Origin of the sequence: Clostridium muellerianum (genome assembly GCF_012926525.1) — a bacterium.
In the GTDB taxonomy this organism is placed as follows: domain Bacteria; phylum Bacillota; class Clostridia; order Clostridiales; family Clostridiaceae; genus Clostridium_AM; species Clostridium_AM muellerianum.
In genome coordinates this window covers 109,275-134,992 of the sequence record NZ_JABBNI010000066.1, presented here as the reverse complement: position 1 = coordinate 134,992, position 25,718 = coordinate 109,275, and the positions used below count along the sequence as shown (strand labels likewise).

The window sequence follows — 25,718 nt, the reverse complement described above, 5'->3', positions numbered from 1 at the left end:
TATCAATTATATTATACAATTATTAAACTAATTCAACCATGGATTTACAATAATTCTTAAAATTATTGTTTAAAATAATAGAGCGGTTTTAAGCCGCTCTAAAAAACTATTTTCTTAAATTTAACTTTCCGATAATAGTACGATATCTTTCAATATCTTGATTCATTAAGTAGTTTAAAAGACCTCTTCTTTTACCAACCATCATTAAAAGACCTCTTCTTGAGTGATGATCTTTTTTATGAGTCTTTAAATGATCATTTAAATGATTAATTCTTTCAGTAAGTAGTGCTATTTGCACTTCTGGAGATCCTGTATCTCCTTCATGTCTTGCGTATTTTTTCATTAATTCTTCTTTCATTGCCTTTTCCATTATCTACACCTCCAAATGTTAATCCCCTATATTCCAAGAAAAGCGTCGGCAAGTCGAGTTTCTTAGCATAAGGATCACAAACGTATTATAACAAATCTAAATTCACTTGTAAATTAATTTTTAAAATTAATTTCTAGTTTCTGTTTTTTTGCATACATTTTGTCTTTTTTTAATTGCTCAGCTAAAAATTGTATTGAACTAAACTTTTTTTCATCTCTTATTCTATCCATAAAATAGATTTTTATATGCTCATTGTATATATTTTCATTAAAATCTAACATATGGGTTTCTATACTTAATCTATTATCATCTACAGTTGGATTGTATCCAACATTAGTTATGCCCTTAAAAAATTTACCTTTATAACTAACTATAGTGCAATAAACACCGCCTCTTGGAAGTAAAAATCTCTTATCATAATTTAAATTTACAGTAGGAAATCCTAACGTTCTGCCTAATTGTTTTCCTTTAACCACATCACCCTGCAGCATAAAAGGTCTAGTAAGCATTTTATTTACCTTTTTCACATCTCCTTCATCTGAAAGGCTAGTTCTTATAATGGAACTACTGACTACCTGTCCCTTATATTTTACTGGTTCCACTACACATAGGTCAAAACCATATTTTTTACTTAGTTTCTTTAAAAGCTCTACATCGCCAAGGTTTTTATACCCAAACCTATTGTTAAATCCTACTACTAATCCTTTAGCTCTATAATGGCTTACTAAATTTAGTATAAAATCTTCAGGTGACAGTTGCATAAGTTCTTTGTTAAAGTTAGCCATATTTAGTACATCTAGTCCATAAGATTCTAAAACCTTTACTTTACTAGAATTATCCATAATAAGCTTAGGTACTAATTCCTTATTAACAACACTAAGTGGATGATTTTTAAAAGTAAATATCATACTCTTAGCTTTGTTTTTTAAAGCAAGTTTTATAGTTTTATTTACTAAACTTACATGTCCTATGTGAATACCGTCAAAACTTCCTAAAGCAATATATGTATCATACTGTAAATACTTTTTAAAATTATCTTCCATTATAATCATCTTAAATTACCTCTGAATTAACAGTTTTGTCATTTTAAATCCAAAATTTTGTTTCATACCTATACCAATAAACTTTTCTTTTCCCAAATAAACCTTATATAATATATCCTTTTCTATGTTTTCAATTAACATAGGATCTTTTAATGTAACTCCATTAAGTAATAATTTTTCATATTTTTCATCTATGTAAACCGCTGGATATTTTTCTAAAGCCATATCCATTGGAATTAAATATTCATTAATATTTTCTCTATTCAACTTATCTAAATCCACTGATTTTTCTATACCAAAGCTTCCTGTTCTAGTCCTTTGAAGATTCCACATAGTACCACCGCACTTAAGTTCTTCTCCAATATCATAGCAAAGACTTCTTATATATGTGCCTTTAGAACATTTTACTTCAAATACTACTTTAGGTAGTTCAATATCTATTATGTTTATACTATGTATAGTTATTTTTCTCGGTTTTCTTTCTATCTCTATTCCCTGCCTTGCTAAAGAATATAATCTTTGTCCATTGACTTTTAAAGCAGAATACATGGGCGGAATTTGCTCTATGTTTCCTTCAAAGCTTTCAATAACCTTTTTAACTTCTTCAACATTCAAATCCACAGGAGAATTTTTAATTACTTTTCCTTCCCTATCATAGGTATCTGTAGTAATTCCAAGCCTTAATTCTACTTTATATATTTTGTAATCACTCATTATATAGTCTACAAGCTTAGTAGCATTTCCTATGCATATAGGAAGTACGCCTGAAGCTTCTGGATCTAAAGTTCCTGTATGACCTACCTTTTTGGTATTAGCAATAAACTTTACTTTTTTTACTACATCAAAGGAACTCATTCCCAATGGTTTATTAACATTCAATATTCCATCCATATACATCAACTCTTTTTCTGTTTATAGTGAATTTCTTATTTCTTTAAGTATTAAATCCTTAGCTTTTTCTATACTCTTATCCTTAATAGCTAATCCAGATGCCTTTATATGTCCACCGCCGTCAAATTTTTCTGCAATTTTTCTTACATCTACCTTTGACTTGGATCTAAGGCTTGCTTTTATACCTGAGTCAGTTTCTTTTACAAGCAATGCTACTTCTATAGTATCTATCTGCATAGCAAAGGCTATAATATCAGATGTATCCGTATCCTTTACATTTCCGTTTTGTAATAACATATCCTTTGTAATAGTTATTACACATATCTTATCACCAACTAACTCCATATTTTCAATTGCTTTTCCATAAAACTTTATTCTTTCAAATTTTTTATTTTCAAATATAATCCTATGGATTCCACTAAAATCAATACCTGTACTAATTAAATCTCCTGCTATAGTATGTGTAACCAAAGTAGTTGATGAATACTTGAAAGCTCCTGTATCTGTAATTAATGATGTATATAAACATGCTGCTATGTTTTTAGTAATCTTTACACCCATAATTTTCAGCATTTGATACACAATTTCACCTACTGCTGCAGCATTAGTATCCACATAATTTAGATCTGCATATAATTCATTTGATAAGTGATGATCTATATTAATTAATGTATATTCTCTATTTTCTAAATTTAAATTTGCATTAATTCTTTTTACATCACCGCAATCCAAAACTATTACACATTCAGTTTCAGAAATCACGTCACATTTTAATCCTTCTATTTGTTCTGAACAAGGTAAAAATGCAAAAGATTCTGGTACTTTTTCTTTGCAAAGTATGTAAACTTCCTTATTAAGTTCTTTTAGTCCCTGCATTAAAGCAAGGGCAGAACCTAAAGAATCTCCATCAGGAGATTCATGGAAAGTAATAGCAATTCTATTACTTTCCTTTATTTCTTTTAGAATGTTATTCATTATCATGATGCTCTTTCTCCTTTATCTTGTGTAAAAGTGCATCTATATGCATACCTTGTTCTATAGTATTATCTAACTCTATAAGTATTTCTGGTGTGTATCTTAAGTTTATTTTATGCCCAACTTCTCTTCTAATAAATCCTGCAGAACCTTTCAAAGCTTCAAAAGTAGCATTTTTAGATTCATCATTTCCAAAAATACTTACATATACTTTAGCATATCTTAAATCTTTTGTTACATCTACTTTAGTAACACTTATCATAGCACTTAACCTAGGATCTTTTATGTCATTTTGAATTATTCTGCTGATTTCCCTTTTCATTTCTTCGTTTATTCTACCACTTCTATATTTAGCCATATAATATCACCTCGTTTTTACATAGTATATATGACATAACCATTTTTAATTCTAAATTTCTTAATATTTTTAAATTAAAGTTTATCTTTTTTTATTTCTTCCATAGTGTAGGCTTCTATTTCATCGCCTTCTTTTATATCATTAAACTTTTCAATAGAAAGACCACATTCATAACCTTCTGCTACTTCTTTAGCATCATCTTTAAATCTCTTTAAAGATGCAAGCTCTGATTCGAATATTACTATACCATCTCTTATAACTCTCACGCTGCTATTTCTTGCGATTTTTCCATCTGTTACATAACAACCTGCAATAGTTCCTACATTAGATATTTTGTATACCTGTCTTACTTGAACTTTTCCAAGTACTACTTCTTTATAATCTGGTTCAAGCATTCCAATCATAGCTGATTTTATATCATCTATAGCATTATATATAACTCTATAAGTTTTTATGTCTACAGCTTCTTTATCTGCTGCTGCTGTTGCATTATTATCAGGTCTTACATTAAATCCTATAATTATAGCATTAGATGCTGAAGCAAGAGTAACATCAGTTTCAGTTATAGCACCAACTGCTCCATGTATAACTCTAACCTTTACTTCTTCATTAGATAACTTTTGAAGAGACTGTTTTAATGCTTCTATAGATCCTTGAACATCTGCTTTAACTATTATGTTTAACTCTTTAACTTTTCCTTCTTGTATCTGATTATACAAGTCCTCAAGAGAAACCTTATGTGTTGACTGTAAATATTCAGCTCTTAACTTTTCTTTTCTCTTATCAGCCATTTCTCTTGCAGTTTTTTCATCTTTTACTTGGTGGAATCTATCTCCTGCTGCTGGAACTTCAGATAATCCAAGTATTTCTACTGGTATAGAAGGACCTGCTGATTTGATTTTTTTACCTTTATCATCAAACATAGCTCTTATTCTTCCATAAGTAGACCCTACTATTATAGAATCTCCAACATGTATAGTACCATTTTGAACTAATAATGTAGCTACAGCTCCTCTTCCCTTGTCAAGCTTAGATTCTACTACTGTACCTTTACCATTTCTATTAGCATTAGCTTTTAATTCTTGCATTTCAGCTGTTAAAAGTACCATTTCAAGTAATGTGTCTATTCCTTCTTTTGTATGCGCTGATACAGGTACACAGATTATATCTCCGCCCCAATCTTCTGCTACCAAACCATGTTCAGTTAATTCCTGCTTAACCCTATCCGGATTAGCTCCTGGTCTATCCATTTTATTTATAGCTACTACCATAGGAACATTAGCCGCCTTACAATGGTTTATAGCTTCTACAGTTTGTGGCATTATTCCATCATCTGCAGCTACTACAAGAATAACTATATCTGTTATTTGAGCACCTCTTGCTCTCATAGCAGTAAAAGCTTCATGTCCAGGTGTATCAAGGAATGTTATTTTTTCTCCATTTATGGTTACAGTATATGCACCAATATGCTGAGTAATTCCGCCTGCTTCTGTAGATGTAACTTTTGCTTTTCTTATAGCATCTAGTAAAGATGTCTTACCATGATCAACATGACCCATAACTGTTATAATTGGAGGTCGTTTTTGTAAATCATCATCCTCTTCCTCTTCCTCTTCTTGCTCTACAGACTCTTTATCTATATCTTTTTCCTTTTTAGCTACTAAAGCATCAAATTTTTCTGCTAATTTTTCCGCAGTATCAAAATCTATTTCTTGATTTATAGCTGCCATTACACCCATAAAAATAAGCTGTTTAATAACTTCTGTAGTAGGTTTTCCAAGTTTTTCTGACAATTCCTTTACTGTTATAGTTTCATCTATTTCTATAACTTTTTCTACAGCACTATTCTCACTATCATCATTAGTATTTTCCTGTGTTTTATTTTCTTTATTTTTATTCTTAATTTTAGTCACCTTTATACTTTTCTTTAAATTTTCTTCAGCTAGATCTTCATATTTCTCTTCTATACTATCATCTGAATCTGCTGATTTTTCCTTTTCTTTTTCTGAAAAAAGTTCTTTTATTAGTTCTGCATCTTCCTCTTCAATAACGCCCATATGATTTTTAACTTCTATGCCAAACTCATCTAAAAGAATACTGATTAATTCTTTACTTGATATTCCTAGCTCTTTTGCTAGTTCATAAACTCTAATTTTTGACAAAGTATTTCACCCCCGAAACTAAATTTCTTTACATTCTTTCCATAAGATAAGTAATCTCTCACTCATTTTTTTGTCAGATACACCTAAAACTTTTATTTCTTCCATACCTAAAGCTTTTCCTAAATCTTGTTTATTATAGCCCTGTAAAACAGGAACTTTATATTTATCACTATAATTTAAAAATTTACTTAGTGTGTTCTGTGATGCATCTTGTGACAGGATAACTAAGGATATTTTTCCTCTTTTTAAGGCATCTTCACATTTATTATATCCCTCTAATACTTTTCCTGCACGTTTTGTTAATCCTAGAAATTGAAAAAATTTATTTTTCATTTTCTACCTCTCGCTTTAGCCTATCGTAGATTTCCTCACTTATCTTGGTTTCAAGATTTTTTTCAAGTTTCTTACTTTTAAAAGCTTTTTCTAAACATTCAGTGCTTTTACATATGTAAGCTCCTCTTCCATTTTTTTTACCTGTTAAATCTACACTTACTTCATTCTCTTTACTTTTTACCACTCTTATAAGCTCTTTTTTAGGTTTCATTTCCATACATCCTGTGCACATTCGCTGTGGTATTTTTTTAATCTTCATAATATAACCACCTCACCTAAAATTTACATATTATGTTCCTCAAAAATAGTTTCTACAGGAACATCTTCTTCGATTACATCTTTTTCAACAACATTTTCTGCCTGTGATTTGCTTTTAATATCTATTTTCCAACCTGTAAGCTTTGCTGCTAATCTTACATTTTGGCCTTCTTTTCCTATTGCTAGTGATAATTGGTTATCATCAACTACAATTTGAGCAAATTTGTTATCTTCATCTAAAGTAACATCTATTACCTTTGCAGGACTTAAAGCATTCGCTATATATTCTTCTGGCAACTTGCTCCATTTAATAATATCTATTTTTTCATTTTTAAGCTCATTTACTATACTTTGAACTCTTATTCCCTTTGGTCCAACACAAGCTCCCATTGGATCTACATTTTCATCATTTGAATTTACAGCTATTTTTGTTCTTGATCCGGCTTCTCTTGAAATAGATTTTATCTCAACTGTGCCATCAAATATTTCAGGGACCTCAAGTTCAAATAATCTTTTCACAAGACCTGGATGTGTTCTTGATATTACTATTTGTGCACCTTTTGTAGTATTTTTAACTTCTACAATATACAATTTTATTTTATCATTAAAATTATATTTTTCTCCTGGCATTTGTTCATTTGGTCCAAGAACTGCCTCTGTTTTTCCAAGATCTACAAGAACATTATTTTTGTCTTTTCTTATAACTGCTCCTGTTATTATGTCATCTTCTTTTTCTATAAAATCGTTGAATACAATTCTTCTTTCTTCTTCTTTTATTCTTTGTATAACAACTTGCTTAGCTGCTTGTGCTGCTACTCTTCCAAACTTTTTAGGTGTTACTTCTATGCTTACTACATCATCTACATCATAATTAGGGTCTAGTTCCCTAGCTTCTTCTAAAGAAATTTCATTTATTTCATCAAAAACTTCATCAACTACACTTTTTTGTGAGTACACATGAATTTCTCCATTTTCCCTATTCATTGTAACCTTAACATTTTGATTGTTTCCGCCTTGGTTTGCATAATTCTTTTTATATGCAGCAACTAGAGCATCCTCTATAGTTGTAAATAATAAATCTTCACTAATTCCCTTTTCTTTTACTATTTCTTTTAAGGCTTCAATAAATTCCTGATTCATTTTTCAATATACCCTCCTTAAAACTTACCTTTTAAACTAACATTTAAAATTTTTTCCCTAGGAATAGATATTTCTTCTTTTTCTTTAGTTTCAATATTCAATTCTTCATTATTAAAACTTACTAATGTTCCTTCATATTTTTTCTTTCCATTTAATAATCCAGATATTTGGGCTAATACATCATTTCCTATATATTTTTGTAGGTGTTCATCAGTATGCAAAATTCTTTCTATTCCTGGTGAAGAAACCTCCAAATAATATCCTTCTCTAATAGGATCTTCTACATCCAACATATCACTAACCGCTCTACTAACTTTTTCGCAGTCTTCAAGTGATATTGTTCCATTTTCTTTATCTATATATATTCTTAAATAGTTATCTTTTCCTTCTCTTACTAACTCTAAATAGTATAATTCATAATTTAATTCTACTACTATAGGTTTTATCAATTCTTCAACTCTATTTATTAAAGTACTTTTATTCATTATAATCCCTCCTTACTTGTATGTTCTGCAATTTTTCATAAAAAATGAATTTTTTGCTCTAATTTAAAAACGCAACTAACGCTGCGTTTTTCACAAAATAGAAAGAGCGGGTTGTAACCCACTCTACACTTTCAATAAACTTCTGTAGATTTCCCAAATTCATTTTAACACACCAAATTAGTTATTTCAAGAAAAAGTTAACAAATGCTGCAAGACGCTTACATACTTTCAATTTCTTTTAAAAGTTCATTTACTAAATCTTTTTCGTGTACCTTTTTTATAATTATACCCTTTTTAAATATAAGTCCTTCACCATTTCCTCCAGCTATACCTATATCTGCTTCTCTAGCTTCTCCTGGTCCATTAACTACACAACCCATTACAGCTACTTTTATATTTTTATGGCAGTTAACTAATCTCTTTTCAACTTCTTCTGCTATCTTTATTAAATCTATTCTAGTTCTTCCACACGTAGGGCAGGAAACAAACTCTATTCCTTCGTCTAAGTATCCTAGGGATTTTAATATTTCCCTTCCAACTTTTACTTCTTCTACAGGATTTCCAGTTAAAGATACTCTTATAGTATCTCCTATACCTTGAGATAAAAGTGCTCCTATACCAATACTTGATTTAATCGTTCCTCTCCAAAGAGTTCCTGCCTCAGTAACACCAAGATGCAGAGGATAATTTACTTTCTCTGATATCATTTTATAACTTTCTATCATTTGAATTGCATTTGAAGACTTTATAGATATAACTATATCACTAAAATTAATATTTTCAAGGATATTAACATGTTCTAAAGCACTTTCTACTAAGGCTTCTGGACACACACTTCCATATTTATTTAATATATCTTTTTGGAGAGAACCTGAATTCACTCCTATTCTTATAGGTATACTTTTTTCTTTAGCTGCTTTTGCAACTTCCTTTACTTTATCTATACTTCCAATATTTCCAGGATTTATTCTAAGCGCCGACACTCCATTTTCTATAGACTTTAAAGCTAACTTATAATCAAAGTGGATATCTGCTACTAACGGAATGTTTATTTCTTTAACTATTTTCTTTATAGCTTCACTAGCTTCCACATCTGGCACAGCGCATCGTATTATATGACATCCAGCCTTTTCAAGTTCTTTTATTTGATTTACTGTTTCTTTTACATTTCTAGTATCTGTATTAGTCATAGATTGAACTGTAATTTTAGAATCTCCACCAATGAAGATATTTCCAACTTTCACTTTTTGGGTTTTTACTCTATTCATCTTTTCCATCTCCCACAAAAATTATGATCTAAAAATTCAAAATTGAGAATGAAGATACTCTTCATTCCCAACATAAAATTCTAAATAGAAAGTAATTCATCTTAAATTAATGATTTAAGTCTTCTACTTTTTCTACTATATAATTCATTAATATTAACTTTTGTTAAAATTTAATAGGATAAAGTATATCCTTTATAGTAACTAAGACCATCAACCCCATCAGCAGTGCAAAACCTACATAGTTTATGACTCCAACCTTGTTTTGATCCACTTTTTTTCCTGTAATTAACTCAAATAAGAATAAGAATATATATCCACCATCTAATGCAGGAATAGGTAAAAGATTAAATATTCCAAGTTGTACTGTTATATATGCTCCAAAAGCAGTAAGAGTTAAAATTCCAGCTTTAGCAGCTGCTCCTGAAAGTTTTATTATAGTTACAGGTCCTCCAAAATCATTTTTGCTAACTTTTCCTTTAAAAGCAGATCCAATAAAAGAAAATGTTTGTTTTACTAAAGAATTAGTTTCAATAAATCCATAAGATACAGATTGACCTATAGTAGGCTTTTGAATTGCTGTAGCATAAACACCAACAATAAATCTATTATCTTTCGCATCTTTCACAGGCGTTACTTTTACATTCCTTGTTTCGCCATTACGTACATAACTTATATCCATAGGCTTCCCTGCTGAAGTATATACTTCAGTTTCAAAATCCTCCCATGTTAGAATTTTGGATCTGTTAACTTTCACTATTTTATCACCAGATTTTATTCCCATAATGGCTGCTGGTTGGTTTGGAACTACTTTGTCAACTACTGGTAATAAGTAACCTTTTGCTGCCGCTATAATAGCAAAAAGCACTATGCCCAATATAAAATTCATTACTGGTCCTGCCAAAACGACACTAAGTTTACGCAATGGACTTTTGTTATTAAATGCTCTAGGGTCTGTAGATTCACCCTCATCGCCTAACATTTTTACATATCCACCTATAGGAAGTATTCTAATAGAATATATTGTCTCTTTTCCATTTATTTTAAATATTTGTGGTCCCATGCCTATAGCAAATTCTTCCACCTTTATGCCATTTAATTTTGCTAAAGTAAAATGTCCAAGTTCATGAATTATAATTAAAATGCCGAAAGTTATAATGGCCGCTATAATATACAAATACATTCCTCCTTTTATAGATTAAGTTATCTATAAATTATTTTTTATTTAACACTTTATTATTAACATATTCTTTTACTCTTGAATCTATTTCTATTATATCTTCTAGCAAATAGTTTTCTTTTGATCCAAACTTCCCCATACATTCTTCTAGCATATTTCCTATATCTAAAAACTTGATTTTCTTATCCAGAAACAGTTGTACTGAAGCCTCATTAGCAGCATTTAATATAGCTGGCATTGTACCTCCAATTTTACCTGCTTCATATGCAAGTTTTAAAGGTTTGAAAGTATCTAAATCTGGTTTCTCAAAACTTAAACTTTTTAAACTATAAAAATCCAATGCTTTTATTACAGATTTCTCCCTTTTAGGATAATTTAAGGCATACTGTATTGGTAGTTTCATATCCGCACTAGCTAGTTGAGCTATAACACTTCCATCAACATATTCCACCATAGAGTGTACTATACTTTCTGGATGAACTATAACTTGAATATTATCATAATCTATATCAAAAAGCCAATGAGCCTCTATAACTTCTAATCCTTTATTCATAAGAGTAGCTGAGTCAATAGATATTTTTTTACCCATTTTCCATCTCGGATGGTTTAAAGCATTATCTACTGTAACTTGTAAAAGTTCCTCTTTTCTTTTTCCTCTAAATGGTCCACCTGACGCAGTAACTAATATTTTATTTACTGATGATTTATCATTCCCCTGCAAACATTGAAAAATAGCTCCGTGTTCTGAGTCCACAGGCAATATATTTATTTTATGTTTTTGTGCTTCAGACATAACCAACTTACCTGCTGCCACTAAAGTTTCTTTATTAGCTAATGCTATATCTTTACCTGCTTTAATAGCTTTTAAAGTTGGGACTAATCCGATCATACCTACTACAGATGTAACTACTGTGTCCACTTCAGGCAGTGTGCTTATTATATTTAAGCCTTCTATTCCAAATAATATTTCTGTACTAATTTTTTTATTATTACAATATTCCTTAACTTCATTAAAAGCATGTTCTTCCATTAATACTGCATAAAGTGGTTTAAATTCTTCAATAATACTTATTATCTTATTTGAACTACTGTTAGCTGAAACAGCTACTAATTTAAATTCTTCCTTTTGAGATCTTATAACTTGTATAGTTTGTGTTCCTATAGATCCTGTTGCCCCTAGTATAGCTATGTTCTTCATGTTATCATCTCCTATATATGTATAAATTACATTAAAGTAAATATTCCATTTTACATAATTTAATTCCAATTAACAACATGATTAACTATACCATATTTATATCCCAAAATAAAGTAATCATAAATATTGTCTACAAAATATTAAAATATAATCCATATAAAAAGCATATTATAGTGTGATTTCAAATATTCTATAAAAGTTCACACCATAATATGCTTTTCCTAATTTTATGTTTTAACTGCCATTTTAGTAATAATTATACTAACTTTAAAATTCAATATAATATATTTTTTATATTCCTATTATAAAAGTTAAATAATAATATACAATAACAGATGAAAACAATATACTATCAAATCTATCTAATACTCCTCCATGTCCAGGAATTAAATTACTATAATCTTTAACACCAACGTATCTTTTTACTGACGATGCTGTAAGATCTCCGAACTGGCAAATTGCTCCACAAAGTGCACCTATAATAAAAAAATTATAAACAGGTATATGTATTCCATTCAAATTGAATATATATCCAAGTATTCCACAAGATAACGTACTACCAAGTATTCCACCTACAGAACCTTCCACAGTTTTTTTAGGACTTACTTTAGGACATAATTTTGTTTTTCCAAAAGCCTTTCCTGTATAATAAGCAAACGTATCACACAACCATGAAGAAACAAATATCAACCAAACTAAATACCTTCCAAAAGGTTTATTATTTACTAATACAATAAAGCTAAAAAATACTGCTACATACAAAAATACAAATATAGTTATAGAAACATCTATAAAATTATATTTTAAATTTATTACAGGTATACACATTAAAATAAAAACAGCTATTATAATCATAAAAAATGCAAACCTTAAACTTGTTCCTGTATCTAAGCTTATATAATAAATTATACACAGTAAGTATCCTATTAAACTTACAGCATTAATATTCTTTTCTTCTACTACTTTATAAAATTCATACATTCCTAATAATGATAAAACCATTATTGCATATTTTAAATACATTCCACCTAAAAATAAAAATATAAGAAAAGGTGCTAATATAACTGCTCCAATATATCTATTATTCACGCCATCATCTCCTAAGCTATAGTTTTTAACCATGGCTAACGCATAAACACTTCCTCCTTATAGAGAGAAAGATAATCACTAATACACCAACTAAAATTCAATACAATATGTAAATTAACTTAATGTATTTTAAGTTAAAAATGCTATTTTACTCCTCCAAATCTTCTATCTCTATTTTGGTAGTCATATATTGCTCTATGTAAATCCTTTTTAGTAAAATCAGGCCATTTAATATTTGAATACCAAAATTCTGAATAAGCACACTGCCATAGTAAAAAATTACTAAGTCTTTGCTCACCGCTTGGTCTTATTATTAAGTCCGGATCAGGCATACTATTAGTGTACATATATTTTGATATAAGATTTTCATTTATACATTCTTCATTCAACTTATTGGATTTTATATCCTCATACATAAGCTTAAATGCACGAACTATTTCATTTCTTCCGCCATAATTCAATGCCAAATTCAAAGTTAAACCAGTATTATTTTTTGTATTGTTATATGCATCTATTAATTCTTTTTGACATGCTGATGGTAATTTTGATATCTCTCCAATATGATTTATAATAACATTATTGCTATTTAATTCTTTAAATTCTTTTCTTAAATATTGAATAAGTAAATTCATAAGAGCATTAACTTCGTCAGAAGGTCTTTTCCAATTTTCTGTAGAAAAGGCATATAAGGTTAAATACTTAACACCTAAAGCACTTGCTTCTTTTACAATACCTCTTATAGTTTCTACTCCTGCCTTATGTCCCATAGTTCTAGGAAGTTTTTTTTCTTTAGCCCATCTACCATTACCATCCATTATTATAGCTATATGCTTAGGAATTCTGCTCATATCAATTTCTATATTTTCACTTCTATCTTTCTTTTTAGCGCTAAAAAAATTTAACATAGACTATTCTCCATTCACAAGTATAATAATTAAATTTTATATGTTAATAAAAACCTGCGAGTTCGCAGGTTTAAATAATTATAGTGACATAATTTCTTTTTCCTTAGCTTCTACAACTTTATCTACTTCTTTAATAAAAGCATCCGTCTTTTTTTGAATATCATCTTCAGCCTTCTTTATTTCATCTTCTGATATGTCACTTTCCTTTTTCAATGCTTTTATCTTATCATTACAATCTCTTCTAATTGATCTAATTGCAACTTTTGAATCTTCTCCATCTTTTTTTACATTCTTAACAATATTCTTTCTTGTTTCCTCTGTAAGTTCTGCAATAATTAGTCTAATCATTTCTCCATCACTGGATGGATTAATTCCTAAATCGGACTTTAATATAGCTTTTTCAATAGCTTTAAATGATGACTTATCCCAAGGTTGAATAGCAAGTACCCTTGGTTCTGGAACTGATATGTTTGCAAGCTGGTTTAATGGAGTCATGGTTCCATAATATTCAGCTTCTATTTTATCAAGCATAGCAGGGTTAGCTCTTCCTGCTTTCATAGAAGCTAATTCTTTTTTTAATACTTCAATAGTTTTAGTCATTTTTTCATCTGCTTTTTGGATTATATCTTTTATCATAGAAAATACCTCCTTATTTTTTATTCTTTGCAAACTAATGTACCAATTTCTTCTCCCAATATAGCTTTTCTTATATTCTCTGGATTATCTAATCCAAATACTAAAATAGGAATATTATTATCCATGCACAATGATGTTGCCGTAGAATCCATAACCTGTAATCCTTTTTCTAATACTTCTATGTAAGTTAATTTATTAAATTTTGTAGCATCTGAATATTTATGAGGATCTTTATCATAAACTCCATCTACTTTTTTAGCAAGAAGTATAACATCTGCTTCAATTTCAGCTGCTCTTAATGCTGCCGCAGTATCCGTTGAAAAGTATGGATTTCCTGTACCCGCTCCAAAAATTACTACTCTGTTCTTTTCTAAATGTCTCATAGCTCTTCTTCTTATAAAAGGTTCTGCTACTTCTCTCATTTCTATTGCAGTTTGAACTCTTGTATTAACTCCAATGTTTTCAAGAGAATCTTGAAGTGCCAAAGCATTTATACATGTAGCAAGCATACCCATATAATCAGCGGTAGTTCTATCCATTCCTTCTCCGCTTCTTCCTCTCCATATGTTTCCAGCACCTACTACAGCCCCTACTTCAACGCCCATATCTATTAATGCCTTTATTTCTTGAGCTATTTTATTAGTAACATCAAAGTCTATTCCATACCCCTTGTCTGCCGCCAAAGCTTCTCCTGACAGTTTCAACATCACTCTTTTATATTTAGGCTTACACATATATTATACCTCCAAATTGTAAAAAATTACATACTATTTAAATTTAAAGTTTCATTTTATATAAAATTTAAACAAATGCAAAGTAATCTTGCTTTAAAAAAAGAGAACACGCAGTGTTCTCTTTTCAGTTGCTATTTACCCTGTATCTGCTTCTGAACTTCTTCAGCAAAATTTTCTTCTTTCTTTTCTATACCTTCACCTTTTTCAAATCTTACAAAATCACCAATTGTTATTGGAGCACCAACTTCTTTTGATTTTGCTGCAAGATATTTTTGAATAGTAAGATCTGAATCTTTTACCCAAACCTGCTCTACTAAACAATTTTCTTTATAGTATTTTTGAATTCTTCCCATAACCATTTTTTCAACGATTTTTTCTGGTTTTCCTTCATTTAATGCTTGAACTCTATATATTTCTTTTTCTTTTTCTAAAGATTCATTATCAACTGAATCTTTATTTAAAAATAATGGATTTGTTGCAGCAACTTGCATAGCAACATCTTTTGCAACTTCCTTTAAAATTTCGCTATCTTTTTCACATTCAAGTTTTACAAGAACACCAATTCTTCCGCCACCATGTATATAGCTTTCAATTACTCCATTTTGAACAGAAAGTTTTTTAAATCTTCTTGCTGCCATGTTTTCTCCAAGTTTTGCTATTAAATCTGTTACAGCACCTTGAACTGTTTTTTCTTCATTTGCTATGTATTTTTCTTCTAAGAAATCTTCTATTGTAGCTGCATCTGTACTAGCTGCTTGTTTTGCAACATTTCCAGCAAATTCTACAAAAGCATCATTAATTGAAACGAAGTCTGTTTCACAGTTAACTTCTACTATTGAAGCAAGTTTTCCATCTTCTGAAACATAAGTTTTAACTATTCCTTCAGCTGCTATTCTTCCAGCTTTTTTAGCAGCAGCTGCTAAACCTTTTTCTCTTAATATTTCAACAGCTTTTTCTGTATCTCCATTAGATTCATTTAAAGCTTTCTTGCAGTCCATCATGCCTGCTCCAGTTCTTTCCCTTAGTTCTTTAACCATCTGTGCAGTTATCATCGTAAATTCCTCCTAATTCAAACTTGATTTAAAAGATAAATGAAGAAAATTTCTTTCTTCATCTATCTTACTAAATTATTCAGCTAATTGTTCGCCTTGTCTTCCTTCTATAATAGCATCTGCCATTTTAGCTGTTATTAATTTTACAGCTCTTATAGCATCATCATTTCCAGGTATTACGTAATCAACTTCATCTGGATCACAGTTTGTATCAACTATAGCTACAACTGGAATCCCAAGAATTTTAGCTTCTAATATAGCATTCTTTTCTTTTCTTGGATCAACAATAAATAATGCTCCTATATTTCCAGCATTCATTTCTTTTATTCCGCCTAAGTTCTTTTGTAATTTTTCTTTTTCATTTTTAAGTTTTATAACTTCTTTCTTAGGAAGAACTTCAAAAGTTCCGTCTTCTTCCATTTTTTCTAATTCTTCTAACTTACCTATTCTGTTTTTAATTGTTGTAAAGTTAGTCATCATTCCACCAAGCCATCTATTATTAACAAAGTGCATTCCTGATCTCTTTGCTTCTTCTTCAATAGCTTCTTGAGCTTGCTTTTTAGTTCCAACAAATAGAACATCTTTTCCTGCTTCTGAAACGCTTCTTATGAAATCATAAGCTGATTCTACTTTTTTAACTGTCTTCTGTAAATCTATAATATAGATTCCGTTTCTTTCTGTGAATATGTATGGAGCCATTTTAGGATTCCATCTTCTTGTTTGATGTCCAAAGTGAACACCTGCTTCTAATAATTGTTTCATTGAAATAACTGACATAAATTTTTCCCTCCTAGTTTTTACCTCCATTATCTTCATATTTATAAAACACCTTTAATTAAAGGCACTATTCTATAAATTGGATAATGTGCGTATTTTCTTACCTTAGTAGTATATCATAAGCATTAAAGCTATTCAACTACAAATTTAAATACTTTTATTAAAATTATCCTCAAATTTATTAATTTTTATTCAACCTAAAAAAATGCCGAAATTTCAAATAATTAACATAATTAAACCCACATGACTTATTCATGCGGGTTTATAAAACATTTCATTCACTATTTTATTTTCTTCAACTCGTCTAATAATTTTTCATTAAGTATTCTTATATGTGTGCCTTTCATACCTAATGACCTAGATTCAATAACCCCTGCACTTTCAAATTTTCTAAGTGCATTTACTATTACAGATCTTGTAATACCAACTTTATCCGCTATTTTAGAAGCAACAAGTAATCCTTCACTGCCGTCTAATTCATTAAATATGTGTTCTACAGCTTCTAATTCTGAATAAGAAAGAGTACCTATTGCAAGCTGTACTACAGCCTTTTTTCTTGCCTCTTCTTCAATTTCATCATGCTTAGCTCTTAATATTTCAAGTCCTATTATAGTAGCACTATATTCAGATAATATTAAATCTTCATCTGTAAAGTTTTCATCAAACCTTGCAAGCATTAATGTACCTAATCTCTCTCTATTTCCATTTATAGGTACTATAGTTGTTAGCTTATTTTTTATGGCACAAGGTTCACCTTCATCATAAACACAAATACCATTATTAGTTAAATTCGAAAGTGTTTCATGGATATTAAGTAATTTATTATTGTACCCTTCTGGAAATCTCATTTCACTTAAAACTTTCTCTTTAACTGTTTCGCATTCAAAACCTGTTGAAAAGTTATATCCAAGTACTTTTCCTTTTCTGCTTATAATGTAAACATTACACGCTAATACTTCACTTAATAAATTACATATATCATCAAAAACAACTGGCTCCGTTCCTGATTTTTGCAATATTTTATTTAACATTCTTGTTTTATTTAACAATGATGTCATTTGTATTCCTCCTTTTTATTTTTTATACTAGTCCTAACCATTATACTTATACATCTATCTGTACCTTATTTAGCTATATGAATTTTTCTATTCAACTATTAAAATTTCAAACAAATATGAGTTATTGTATTAATAATTTAGACTTTTTTAAATATTTAGAATTATTGTCCATACTCTAACATGATAACATAATACTTATTACATTTCAACATCAATTTTATAAAATTCGACATTTTAGTTAATATATCTTATTATCCTATTCATTTTTATTAACATTCTGAACCTCAGTACTATCGGCTATATTCTTACATTCATTATTAGAACACTGCAAATAATCACCTTTGCTTTTACTATGTTTTTTTACCATATAACTCCCACAAACAGAACATTTCTGTGAAACTGGTTCAAGCCAACTTACAAAATCACACTTTGGATAATTACTGCATCCATAGAATCTTCTTCCCTTTTTACTTCTTTTAATCAGAATATTTCCACCACATTTTGGGCATTTAACATCTAATTCTTCTACTATAGCTTTAGTATTTTTACATTCTGGATATCCGGGACATGCAAGAAAATCTCCAAACCTTCCATGCTTTATAACCATAAACCTTCCACACTTTTCACATTTTATATCTGTAACTTTATCTTCTATAGTAACTTTTGCTACTTCTTTTTCAGCTATATCTATAGCATCTTTTAGTGGAGTAAAAAATTCATTTACTACTGCATTCCAATTTTCTTTTCCTTCTTCTACATAATCCAACTTTTCTTCCATCTCTGCTGTAAATTCTACATCTACTATTTGTTTAAAATATTCACTAACTATATTATTCACTATATATCCAAGTTCTGTTGGTTTTAAAGTCTTCTTTTCACGTTCCACATATTTTCTATCAAGTACTGTAGATATAATTGGAGCGTAAGTACTAGGCCTTCCTATTCCTCTTTCTTCTAAAGTCTTTACTATAGTAGCTTCTGAATACCTAGCTGGAGGCTGAGTGAAATGTTGCTTGCCTTCTATGTTTTTCTTTTGAAGTATTTCTCCTTCTTCAAGTAAGGGTAAATTTATGTCTTCTTTTTCTTCTTCTGTGGCATACTCATATACCTTCATAAATCCATCAAACTTCACTAAGGATCCATTCGCTTTAAGTGCATATCCTCCATTTGCTATATTAACAGATGTAATATCCATTATGCACGAAGCCATTTGACTTGCCACAAACCTATTCCATATTAATGTATACAACTTATACTGCTCATCCTTCAAATTTTCTTTAGCAATTTGAGGAGTTATTTCTACATTAGTTGGTCTTATAGCTTCATGAGCATCCTGTGCATTTTTCTTTCCCTTAAAGCTTCTTAATTCCTTTGGTACATAGTTTTCTCCAAATTTTTCGCTAATAAACTTTTTACAGGCTTCTTGAGCTTCATTAGCTATCCTAACGGAATCTGTTCTCATATATGTTATAAGACCTACTGTTCCATACCCTTTTACATCAACACCTTCATATAATTGTTGCGCTATTGACATAGTTCTTTTAGTTGCAAAGTTTATTTTTTTATAAGCATCCTGCTGAAGAGTACTTGTTGTAAACGGAGCTAACGGATTTTTATTTTTTGATGTTTTTTTAATGGACTTTACAACAAATTCTCCACTATTAAGTTCTGCTATGATTTTATCTACTTCTTCCTTTGTGCCAATTTCTATTTTCTTCTTATTAAAAGTAGTAAGCTTAACTTTAAAATATTTTTTAACTTTATTTTTAGTTAGTTCACATTCTACGCTCCAATATTCTTTTGGTGTAAAATTTTCTATTTCTTTTTCTCTATCACATATCATTTTTAAAGTAACAGACTGAACTCTTCCTGCACTTAGGCCCCACTTTACTTTTCTCCACAAAATCGGGCTTATTTTATAACCAACTAGCCTATCTAAAACTCTTCTCGCTTGCTGCGCATTAACTAAATCAACATTTATCTTTCTAGGTTCTTTAATAGCACTTTTAATAGCATTCTTAGTTATCTCATGAAACTCTATTCTGCACGTTTCATTTTCATCTAATTTAAGTACGTGCGATAAATGCCATGAAATAGCTTCTCCTTCCCTATCAGGGTCGGTTGCCAGATATACTTTTTCGCTCTTTTTTGCTTCCTTTTTTAATTTATCTAATAATTCCCCTTTACCTCTTATAGTTATATATTTAGGATTATAATTATTATCTATATCAACTCCCAATTGACTTTTAGGAAGATCTCTTACATGTCCCATGGATGCTTCTACTATATAGTTTTTACCTAAATATTTTCCTATAGTCTTAGCTTTTGCCGGTGATTCTACTATAACTAATTTTTGTCCCATTTTGTGCCCCGATGAATTATTTTACATCAGAGTCTTCACACCCCCTTGTTTTGAACTATACTTATATTGCTTATTTTCTTTACATTTACTAAATACTATTCCTTATCTAAATAAATATACCTTATTTCATTATATTAGTGCTTCTATAATGCTTTATTTACCTTAACATAATAGTTTCCTGAAATGCATATTACTTCATCTCTAAGCTGCAATTCAAATAATACCTCATATAATTGTTTTATGTCAATATTAGTTCTCTCAAATATATCATCTATATGCACAGGTGTATCAGTTATATTATCATAAATTTTTTTTCTATACCTGTCATTTTTCTTGATTTTTGGTAATTTGTACATATATAATCCATATTTAATATTTGAAATAAATCTTTAAAATCAGTAAATATATATGCCCCATCTCTAATTAATTTATTAGTTCCCAAGCTTTGCTTAGAAAAAATTGTTCCTGGAACCGCAACAATGTCTTTACCCTGTTCTAAAGCCAAACTTGCAGTTATAAGTGATCCACTTTTTTCTCCAGCCTCAACCACAACTATTAAATCACTTAAGCCGCTTATTATTCTATTTCTTATTGGAAAATTTTTAGGAAGTGGTTGTGTTCCTGGCAAAAATTCCGATATTACACATCCGTTTTCTGAAATTATATCGTATAATTTTTTATTTTCTTTAGGATATATTACATCTATTCCACATCCAAGCACTGCACAAGTATATCCTCCTTGTCTTATGCAAACTTTATGTGCAAAGCTATCTATCCCTCTAGCCATACCACTTATTATATTTATATTATTTTTTGAAAGTTCTCTGCTTATCATCTCTGTAACATTTTCACCATAAACACTGCAATTCCTTGATCCTACAATTCCTACTGAAAAACTTTCACTTACCTTTTTAATATTCCCCCTATAAAATATTACTGCTGGGGCATCTGAAATATTTTTTAAATTTTTAGGATATATATTTTCATTAAAACCTGCAGTTTGAATACCTTCATTTAAAAGATACTTCTGTAAAGCCTCTAATTGAACTTTATCCCAGGCTTTTTTCATATAATATCTAACTTTTTCATTAATTATTATATTATCCTTTACATAAAAGGCATAATTCCATATTTCTTCTGTGCTTATCATATTTTTTAGCAGATAAAGCTTTATTTTATTAGACAATTTTATAGAACTAAACCATAAATCATAAATATTCACTTTTATATCCTTCCTTCAATCGATGTAATTAATATGTAAAATTCTTGTCATAACTCTTATTTTTTATTCATATTTTGCTATTTATATGTTATATTAATATTTGTTCAGAATAATTATTTATAAAATTTTAATATTAGAAAGGAGATTTTAAATTTGGAAAAGATAACCATACTAGGTACAGGTTCTGCTATGGTAACCAAATGTTATAATACATGTTTTACCCTTTCAAATGAAGGAGAACATTTTCTCATAGATACAGGTGGCGGTAATACTATATTGTCCTATTTAGAAAACGCTGACATATCTATTAACAACATACATCATGTTTTTATATCCCATAGTCATAATGACCATATTACAGGTATCATCTGGATTGTAAGAGCTGTTGCTCAGCAGATTATAAACGGAACTTATGAAAATAATTTATATATATATGCTCATAAAGATGTAATAGAAATAATACGAACTATTTGTGATTTACTTCTTCAAAAAAAATTCGCAAATTTTATAGATAATAGAATTCTATTTAAAGAAATAGTTAATGATTCTTCTTTTAAAATACTTAATTGGGATGTTAATTTTTTCGATATTCAAAGCGATAAACAATTACAATTTGGATTTAATTTAAATTTAATGAATTGTAAAACTTTAACCTTTTTAGGCGATGAACCTTATAAAGACTTATTATTTAAATACGCTTATAAGGTTGACTATTTGTTGCATGAAGCCTTTTGTTTATATTCTCAAAAAGATATATTTAACCCTTATGAAAAATTTCATTCAACAGTAAAGGATGCCTGTGAAAATGCTTCAAAATTAAATGTAAAAAATATAATTTTATATCACTCTGAGGATAAAAATCTTGTAAATAAAAAAGAACTTTATACAGAGGAAGGAAGAAAATTTTTCTCTGGAAACATATTAGTACCTAAAGATTTAGAAATAATAAATCTTTAATAATTTATAAAGGAGGGCTACTTATGGATAGCTTATTATTTGGTATATCAGGTATTCCTATTGGAGATGGTACTAAAAAGTTTAATTATGAATCTGGAATTATCTATTTAAAATCTATAGGTTTAGATTCAATGGAATTACCTTTTGTACGTTCTGTAAATGTTACAGATAAAAATAAAGATAAGATACTAAATGCAAAAGTGGATAATGATTTTTATCTTTCTGCTCATGGTTCTTACTATATAAATTTAAATGCTGATGAAAAAGAAAAACAGGAGCAATCTATAGAAAGAATATTAAAGGGAGCAGAAGGACTTCTGAAAGTTAAGGGTAGAAGTTTAATTTTTCATCCAGGTTTTTATTTGAAAGATTCTAAAGAAAAAACCCTTAATACTATAAAAAGTAATCTAATTAAATTGCCTTATCTTGGTGTAGATTATAGACTAGAAACTACAGGAAAAGGTAGTCAATTTGGAGATTTAAAAGAACTGGTTTGCTTATGTAAAGAAATTGATCACTGTAAATTGTGTATAGATTTTTCCCATATTCATGCTAGATTTAATGGAATTTTAAAAGACTACAGCAGTTTTGAATCTATTTTAAAATATATTGAAGATGAATTAGGAAGAGCTGCTCTCGAAGACATTCATATCCATTTATCCGGTATAAATTACACTGAAAAAGGAGAGAGAAATCATGTACCTTTAGAAGAAAGCGATTTTAATTATATTGCTTGTTTAAAAGCTTTAAAAAACTTCAATGTAAAGGGCTGTATTATATGCGAAAGTCCAATTTTAGAAAAGGATTCTCTTCTACTTAAAGACACATATAATAATTTGTAATATAAAAATAATGTGACGCAAGTAACCGAAAAAACTTTCACTTTGCTTCGCATTATTTTTATATTTTAACCTAAATTATTTTTTTATCTAAAAACTTTCTATATTGCAGTGCTTCTATAACATGAATTTCTTGAATGAGCTCACTTTCAGCTAGATCTGCTATTGTTCTAGCTACTTTTAAAATTCTAGTATATGCCCTGGTACTTAAACTGTACTTATTATAAATTTTCTCTATTATTTTATTTGACTTATTATCTAATTTGCAATACTTTCTTATTAACTTACTATCCATCTGAGAATTACAAAATATATTTTCATTTTTAAATCTATTCTGCTGAACTTTTCTACATTTTTCAATCCTGTTTCTTATAGTTTCAGAAGATTCACCCTTAGGTTTATTCTGCAATTCTTCATAGGACAACGACTTTACAAAAGTAAAGAGATCTATTCTGTCTAGCATAGGTCCAGATAGCTTATTTATATATCGTTTTCTTTCATAGTCACTGCAGACACACTGTTTATCAGAACCATAAAATCCACATGGACAAGGATTCATTGAAAATATGGTCATGCAGTTACAAGGGTATGCTACAGTTCCTGAAGCTCTACAAATTTTCACAGTTCTATCTTCAAGAGGCTGTCTTAAAACTTCTAAAACATACTTTTTAAACTCTAATACTTCATCTAAAAAAAGAACACCATTATGTGCAAGTGATACTTCTCCTGGCATAAGATTTCTTCCCCCTCCAACTAAAGCAGCACATGTAGTTGTATGATGTGGATTTCTAAAAGGTCGTTCCTTTATTAATCCTTTAACATCTTTCAAATTTCCGGAAACACTATAAATTTTGGTTACTTCTAATGCTTCTTCATAGCTTAAAAGAGGAAGTATACTTGGAATTCTCTGTGCAATCATAGTTTTTCCAGAACCAGGTGGACCAACCATCATTAAATTATGATTTCCGGCTGCAGCAACTTCTACAGCTCTTTTACAGCTTTCCTGGCCTAATATATCTTCAAAATTCAAAGAACTTTTCCTATCTAACCTTTTGTTTTTATATCTACGTGGAAGCAAATCCCTATACACAATATACCCTATTACTTCTTTTAAATTATTAAATGCATACACATTGCTTTTCTTAACTACTGAACACTCGTCAGCATTTTCTATGGGTAAAATAAAGTTGAATATATTATTTTTTAATCCTTCAATCGTAATAGGTAATATTCCTCTAACCTTTTTCAATTCCCCTGAAAGTGATAATTCACCCATTATTAAAAAGTCTTCAGTATCTTCAAAAGTTATTTGCTGTGTAGCTACTAAAATGCCTATAGCTATAGGCAAATCAAATAAAGCTCCTTCTTTCCTAATATCTGCAGGAGCTAAATTAACTGTAATTCTATTCACCGGAAATTCAAAGCCTGAATTTATTATTGCAGCTCTTACCCTATCCTTAGATTCCTTAACAGAAGTATCTGCAAGTCCAACTATATTAAAGCATGGCATTCCTCTTGCAATATCTACTTCTACAGACACCACTACCCCCTGTATACCAGTAAATGTAGCAGTATTAATTTTAACAGTCACGAATATCACCTCATCACAATTATTAACATTAATATCCACTTATATTCACTTTTTAATATATAATCTTTGTTAAAAAGATAATGTTTACAACACTAATCAATATTGTTAAAATTAATATATATCAATTTATAAGGCATTTCTTATGCTTTATAAAAAATTCACTCTATAATATAGATATCCAACTTCAAAATATTATTTTGTTATAAAACCAAAATTAAATTTTAGTATTCATAAAGGCATATAATAATTAATTATGATACTGTACATCTATATATCATAACTAATTATTAATATAATCATTTGAATACTAATCGCAATTTAACTTATCTTCACTAATAATTTACATACTTAAATGGATTTTTATAGACTTATTGGTTAATATAAACAATAAAGTATATTTTTTTGAAAGGAGTAAATTTATGCATTCTTTTAACAAGGAAATAGGTTTCCTGGGCGAAGATATTGCTGACAATTATCTAAGACAAATTGGTTATACTATATTAGACAGAAACTTTAGCTGTAGAATAGGGGAAATAGATATAATCGGACGTGATGGTAACCATATTTGCTTCATAGAAGTAAAAACCCGATATGGTTCACTGTATGGTAATCCTTGCGAAGCTGTAACTTATTCTAAACAGCAAAAAATATTTAAAACTGCAGAAATTTATATAATGAAAAAGAAACTTTTTAAATTCAATTTCAGATTTGATGTTATAGAGATCATCTTTAACAATTCTAATAGCATTCCATCTATACGACTTATTAAAGATGCTTTTGAAATGTAAAATTTAAAAGCATATGATAAAATCACATGCTCATGCCAACTGCAATCCCT

At 29.3% G+C, this 25,718-nt stretch carries 25 protein-coding genes and 1 pseudogene; 3 read left to right on the top strand and 23 right to left on the bottom strand.

Annotated features, from left to right (window positions below):
- Nucleotides 1–106 precede the first annotated feature (106 nt).
- The 22 genes and pseudogenes from rpsO to dprA form a co-directional block, all read right to left on the bottom strand.
- The gene (gene rpsO / locus HBE96_RS24265) at nucleotides 107–370 is read right to left on the bottom strand and encodes a 30S ribosomal protein S15 (protein WP_169300293.1); all 264 of its coding nucleotides are present in this window, start codon (nucleotides 368–370) and stop codon (nucleotides 107–109) included.
- A 113-nt stretch (nucleotides 371–483) separates the two neighbouring features.
- Nucleotides 484–1,422 carry a bifunctional riboflavin kinase/FAD synthetase gene (locus HBE96_RS24260; RefSeq protein WP_169300292.1) on the bottom strand — a complete coding sequence of 313 codons (939 nt, stop codon included), beginning with the start codon at nucleotides 1,420–1,422 and terminating at the stop codon, nucleotides 484–486.
- Between the two features lie 6 nt (nucleotides 1,423–1,428).
- A complete protein-coding gene (truB, locus tag HBE96_RS24255) occupies nucleotides 1,429–2,304 on the bottom strand; it encodes a tRNA pseudouridine(55) synthase TruB (RefSeq protein WP_169300291.1) in 876 nt (291 codons plus the stop codon).
- A gap of 21 nt (nucleotides 2,305–2,325) precedes the next feature.
- Nucleotides 2,326–3,285, bottom strand: coding sequence for a DHH family phosphoesterase (locus tag HBE96_RS24250; RefSeq protein ID WP_169300290.1), 960 nt, complete (start codon nucleotides 3,283–3,285; stop codon nucleotides 2,326–2,328).
- Nucleotides 3,272–3,637 (bottom strand): 30S ribosome-binding factor RbfA, encoded by a 366-nt coding sequence (gene rbfA, locus HBE96_RS24245; RefSeq protein ID WP_169300289.1) that lies wholly within the window; start codon nucleotides 3,635–3,637, stop codon nucleotides 3,272–3,274. The genes HBE96_RS24250 and rbfA overlap by 14 nt, the downstream gene beginning before the upstream one ends.
- 74 nt (nucleotides 3,638–3,711) lie before the next feature.
- Nucleotides 3,712–5,799: a translation initiation factor IF-2 gene (gene infB / locus HBE96_RS24240; protein WP_169300288.1), complete on the bottom strand. Its 2,088-nt coding sequence runs from the start codon at nucleotides 5,797–5,799 to the stop codon at nucleotides 3,712–3,714.
- 18 nt (nucleotides 5,800–5,817) lie between these two features.
- Nucleotides 5,818–6,132, bottom strand: a complete 315-nt coding sequence (locus HBE96_RS24235; RefSeq protein WP_169300287.1) for a ribosomal L7Ae/L30e/S12e/Gadd45 family protein — start codon at nucleotides 6,130–6,132, stop codon at nucleotides 5,818–5,820.
- Nucleotides 6,122–6,391, bottom strand: coding sequence for an RNase P modulator RnpM (gene rnpM / locus HBE96_RS24230; RefSeq protein ID WP_169300286.1), 270 nt, complete (start codon nucleotides 6,389–6,391; stop codon nucleotides 6,122–6,124). The genes HBE96_RS24235 and rnpM overlap by 11 nt, the downstream gene beginning before the upstream one ends.
- Before the next feature lie 23 nt (nucleotides 6,392–6,414).
- Nucleotides 6,415–7,530: a transcription termination factor NusA gene (nusA, locus tag HBE96_RS24225; RefSeq protein WP_169300285.1), complete on the bottom strand. Its 1,116-nt coding sequence runs from the start codon at nucleotides 7,528–7,530 to the stop codon at nucleotides 6,415–6,417.
- Between the two features lie 17 nt (nucleotides 7,531–7,547).
- Complete coding sequence (gene rimP, locus HBE96_RS24220; RefSeq protein WP_169300284.1) at nucleotides 7,548–8,015, bottom strand: ribosome maturation factor RimP; 468 nt, start codon at nucleotides 8,013–8,015, stop codon at nucleotides 7,548–7,550.
- Nucleotides 8,016–8,233: 218 nt separating this feature from the next.
- Complete coding sequence (ispG, locus tag HBE96_RS24215) at nucleotides 8,234–9,283, bottom strand: flavodoxin-dependent (E)-4-hydroxy-3-methylbut-2-enyl-diphosphate synthase (protein WP_169300283.1); 1,050 nt, start codon at nucleotides 9,281–9,283, stop codon at nucleotides 8,234–8,236.
- Between the two features lie 163 nt (nucleotides 9,284–9,446).
- The gene (gene rseP, locus HBE96_RS24210) at nucleotides 9,447–10,457 is read right to left on the bottom strand and encodes an RIP metalloprotease RseP (protein WP_169300282.1); all 1,011 of its coding nucleotides are present in this window, start codon (nucleotides 10,455–10,457) and stop codon (nucleotides 9,447–9,449) included.
- A 37-nt stretch (nucleotides 10,458–10,494) separates the two neighbouring features.
- The gene (locus HBE96_RS24205; protein WP_169300281.1) at nucleotides 10,495–11,658 is read right to left on the bottom strand and encodes a 1-deoxy-D-xylulose-5-phosphate reductoisomerase; all 1,164 of its coding nucleotides are present in this window, start codon (nucleotides 11,656–11,658) and stop codon (nucleotides 10,495–10,497) included.
- Nucleotides 11,659–11,949: 291 nt separating this feature from the next.
- Nucleotides 11,950–12,747, bottom strand: a complete 798-nt coding sequence (locus tag HBE96_RS24200; protein ID WP_169300280.1) for a phosphatidate cytidylyltransferase — start codon at nucleotides 12,745–12,747, stop codon at nucleotides 11,950–11,952.
- Nucleotides 12,748–12,890: 143 nt separating this feature from the next.
- On the bottom strand, nucleotides 12,891–13,652 hold the full coding sequence (locus HBE96_RS24195) for an undecaprenyl pyrophosphate synthase (RefSeq protein ID WP_169300279.1): 762 nt from the start codon (nucleotides 13,650–13,652) through the stop codon (nucleotides 12,891–12,893).
- A gap of 78 nt (nucleotides 13,653–13,730) precedes the next feature.
- Nucleotides 13,731–14,288 carry a ribosome recycling factor gene (frr, locus tag HBE96_RS24190; protein ID WP_169300278.1) on the bottom strand — a complete coding sequence of 186 codons (558 nt, stop codon included), beginning with the start codon at nucleotides 14,286–14,288 and terminating at the stop codon, nucleotides 13,731–13,733.
- Between the two features lie 20 nt (nucleotides 14,289–14,308).
- A complete protein-coding gene (gene pyrH / locus HBE96_RS24185) occupies nucleotides 14,309–15,022 on the bottom strand; it encodes a UMP kinase (protein ID WP_169300277.1) in 714 nt (237 codons plus the stop codon).
- 131 nt (nucleotides 15,023–15,153) lie between these two features.
- The gene (gene tsf, locus HBE96_RS24180) at nucleotides 15,154–16,074 is read right to left on the bottom strand and encodes a translation elongation factor Ts (protein WP_169300276.1); all 921 of its coding nucleotides are present in this window, start codon (nucleotides 16,072–16,074) and stop codon (nucleotides 15,154–15,156) included.
- 75 nt (nucleotides 16,075–16,149) lie between these two features.
- Nucleotides 16,150–16,851 (bottom strand): 30S ribosomal protein S2, encoded by a 702-nt coding sequence (rpsB, locus tag HBE96_RS24175; RefSeq protein WP_169300275.1) that lies wholly within the window; start codon nucleotides 16,849–16,851, stop codon nucleotides 16,150–16,152.
- A gap of 281 nt (nucleotides 16,852–17,132) precedes the next feature.
- Nucleotides 17,133–17,909, bottom strand: coding sequence for a GTP-sensing pleiotropic transcriptional regulator CodY (gene codY, locus HBE96_RS24170; RefSeq protein ID WP_169300274.1), 777 nt, complete (start codon nucleotides 17,907–17,909; stop codon nucleotides 17,133–17,135).
- Nucleotides 17,910–18,165: 256 nt separating this feature from the next.
- Nucleotides 18,166–20,271 carry a type I DNA topoisomerase gene (gene topA, locus HBE96_RS24165; protein WP_169300273.1) on the bottom strand — a complete coding sequence of 702 codons (2,106 nt, stop codon included), beginning with the start codon at nucleotides 20,269–20,271 and terminating at the stop codon, nucleotides 18,166–18,168.
- 143 nt (nucleotides 20,272–20,414) lie between these two features.
- Nucleotides 20,415–21,493 (bottom strand): annotated as a pseudogene (dprA, locus tag HBE96_RS24160) (DNA-processing protein DprA).
- A 153-nt stretch (nucleotides 21,494–21,646) separates the two neighbouring features.
- Between dprA and HBE96_RS24155 the strand changes: the two are divergent.
- Both HBE96_RS24155 and HBE96_RS24150 read left to right on the top strand, forming a co-directional pair.
- A complete protein-coding gene (locus HBE96_RS24155; protein ID WP_169300272.1) occupies nucleotides 21,647–22,450 on the top strand; it encodes an MBL fold metallo-hydrolase in 804 nt (267 codons plus the stop codon).
- 23 nt (nucleotides 22,451–22,473) lie between these two features.
- On the top strand, nucleotides 22,474–23,292 hold the full coding sequence (locus HBE96_RS24150) for a TIM barrel protein (RefSeq protein WP_169300271.1): 819 nt from the start codon (nucleotides 22,474–22,476) through the stop codon (nucleotides 23,290–23,292).
- A 70-nt stretch (nucleotides 23,293–23,362) separates the two neighbouring features.
- Here the strand turns inward: HBE96_RS24150 and HBE96_RS24145 are convergent, their stop codons facing one another.
- On the bottom strand, nucleotides 23,363–24,880 hold the full coding sequence (locus HBE96_RS24145) for a YifB family Mg chelatase-like AAA ATPase (RefSeq protein ID WP_169300270.1): 1,518 nt from the start codon (nucleotides 24,878–24,880) through the stop codon (nucleotides 23,363–23,365).
- A 419-nt stretch (nucleotides 24,881–25,299) separates the two neighbouring features.
- On the opposite strand from HBE96_RS24145, the gene HBE96_RS24140 reads away from it, so the two are divergent.
- Complete coding sequence (locus tag HBE96_RS24140) at nucleotides 25,300–25,668, top strand: YraN family protein (protein ID WP_169300269.1); 369 nt, start codon at nucleotides 25,300–25,302, stop codon at nucleotides 25,666–25,668.
- The last annotated feature ends 50 nt before the right edge of the window (nucleotides 25,669–25,718 follow it).

Excerpts from the sequence above, each read along its gene's own strand:
- rpsO (WP_169300293.1), bottom strand. The coding sequence starts at position 370 with ATGGAAAAGGCAATGAAAGAAGAATTAATGAAAAAATACGCAAGACAT.
- HBE96_RS24260 (WP_169300292.1), bottom strand. The coding sequence starts at position 1,422 with ATGATTATAATGGAAGATAATTTTAAAAAGTATTTACAGTATGATACA.
- truB (WP_169300291.1), bottom strand. The coding sequence starts at position 2,304 with ATGGATGGAATATTGAATGTTAATAAACCATTGGGAATGAGTTCCTTT.
- HBE96_RS24250 (WP_169300290.1), bottom strand. The coding sequence starts at position 3,285 with ATGATAATGAATAACATTCTAAAAGAAATAAAGGAAAGTAATAGAATT.
- rbfA (WP_169300289.1), bottom strand. The coding sequence starts at position 3,637 with ATGGCTAAATATAGAAGTGGTAGAATAAACGAAGAAATGAAAAGGGAA.
- HBE96_RS24235 (WP_169300287.1), bottom strand. The coding sequence starts at position 6,132 with ATGAAAAATAAATTTTTTCAATTTCTAGGATTAACAAAACGTGCAGGA.
- rnpM (WP_169300286.1), bottom strand. The coding sequence starts at position 6,391 with ATGAAGATTAAAAAAATACCACAGCGAATGTGCACAGGATGTATGGAA.
- nusA (WP_169300285.1), bottom strand. The coding sequence starts at position 7,530 with ATGAATCAGGAATTTATTGAAGCCTTAAAAGAAATAGTAAAAGAAAAG.
- rimP (WP_169300284.1), bottom strand. The coding sequence starts at position 8,015 with ATGAATAAAAGTACTTTAATAAATAGAGTTGAAGAATTGATAAAACCT.
- ispG (WP_169300283.1), bottom strand. The coding sequence starts at position 9,283 with ATGAATAGAGTAAAAACCCAAAAAGTGAAAGTTGGAAATATCTTCATT.
- HBE96_RS24205 (WP_169300281.1), bottom strand. The coding sequence starts at position 11,658 with ATGAAGAACATAGCTATACTAGGGGCAACAGGATCTATAGGAACACAA.
- HBE96_RS24195 (WP_169300279.1), bottom strand. The coding sequence starts at position 13,652 with ATGTTAAATTTTTTTAGCGCTAAAAAGAAAGATAGAAGTGAAAATATA.
- frr (WP_169300278.1), bottom strand. The coding sequence starts at position 14,288 with ATGATAAAAGATATAATCCAAAAAGCAGATGAAAAAATGACTAAAACT.
- pyrH (WP_169300277.1), bottom strand. The coding sequence starts at position 15,022 with ATGTGTAAGCCTAAATATAAAAGAGTGATGTTGAAACTGTCAGGAGAA.
- tsf (WP_169300276.1), bottom strand. The coding sequence starts at position 16,074 with ATGATAACTGCACAGATGGTTAAAGAACTAAGGGAAAGAACTGGAGCA.
- rpsB (WP_169300275.1), bottom strand. The coding sequence starts at position 16,851 with ATGTCAGTTATTTCAATGAAACAATTATTAGAAGCAGGTGTTCACTTT.
- codY (WP_169300274.1), bottom strand. The coding sequence starts at position 17,909 with ATGACATCATTGTTAAATAAAACAAGAATGTTAAATAAAATATTGCAA.
- topA (WP_169300273.1), bottom strand. The coding sequence starts at position 20,271 with ATGGGACAAAAATTAGTTATAGTAGAATCACCGGCAAAAGCTAAGACT.
- HBE96_RS24150 (WP_169300271.1), top strand. The coding sequence starts at position 22,474 with ATGGATAGCTTATTATTTGGTATATCAGGTATTCCTATTGGAGATGGT.
- HBE96_RS24140 (WP_169300269.1), top strand. The coding sequence starts at position 25,300 with ATGCATTCTTTTAACAAGGAAATAGGTTTCCTGGGCGAAGATATTGCT.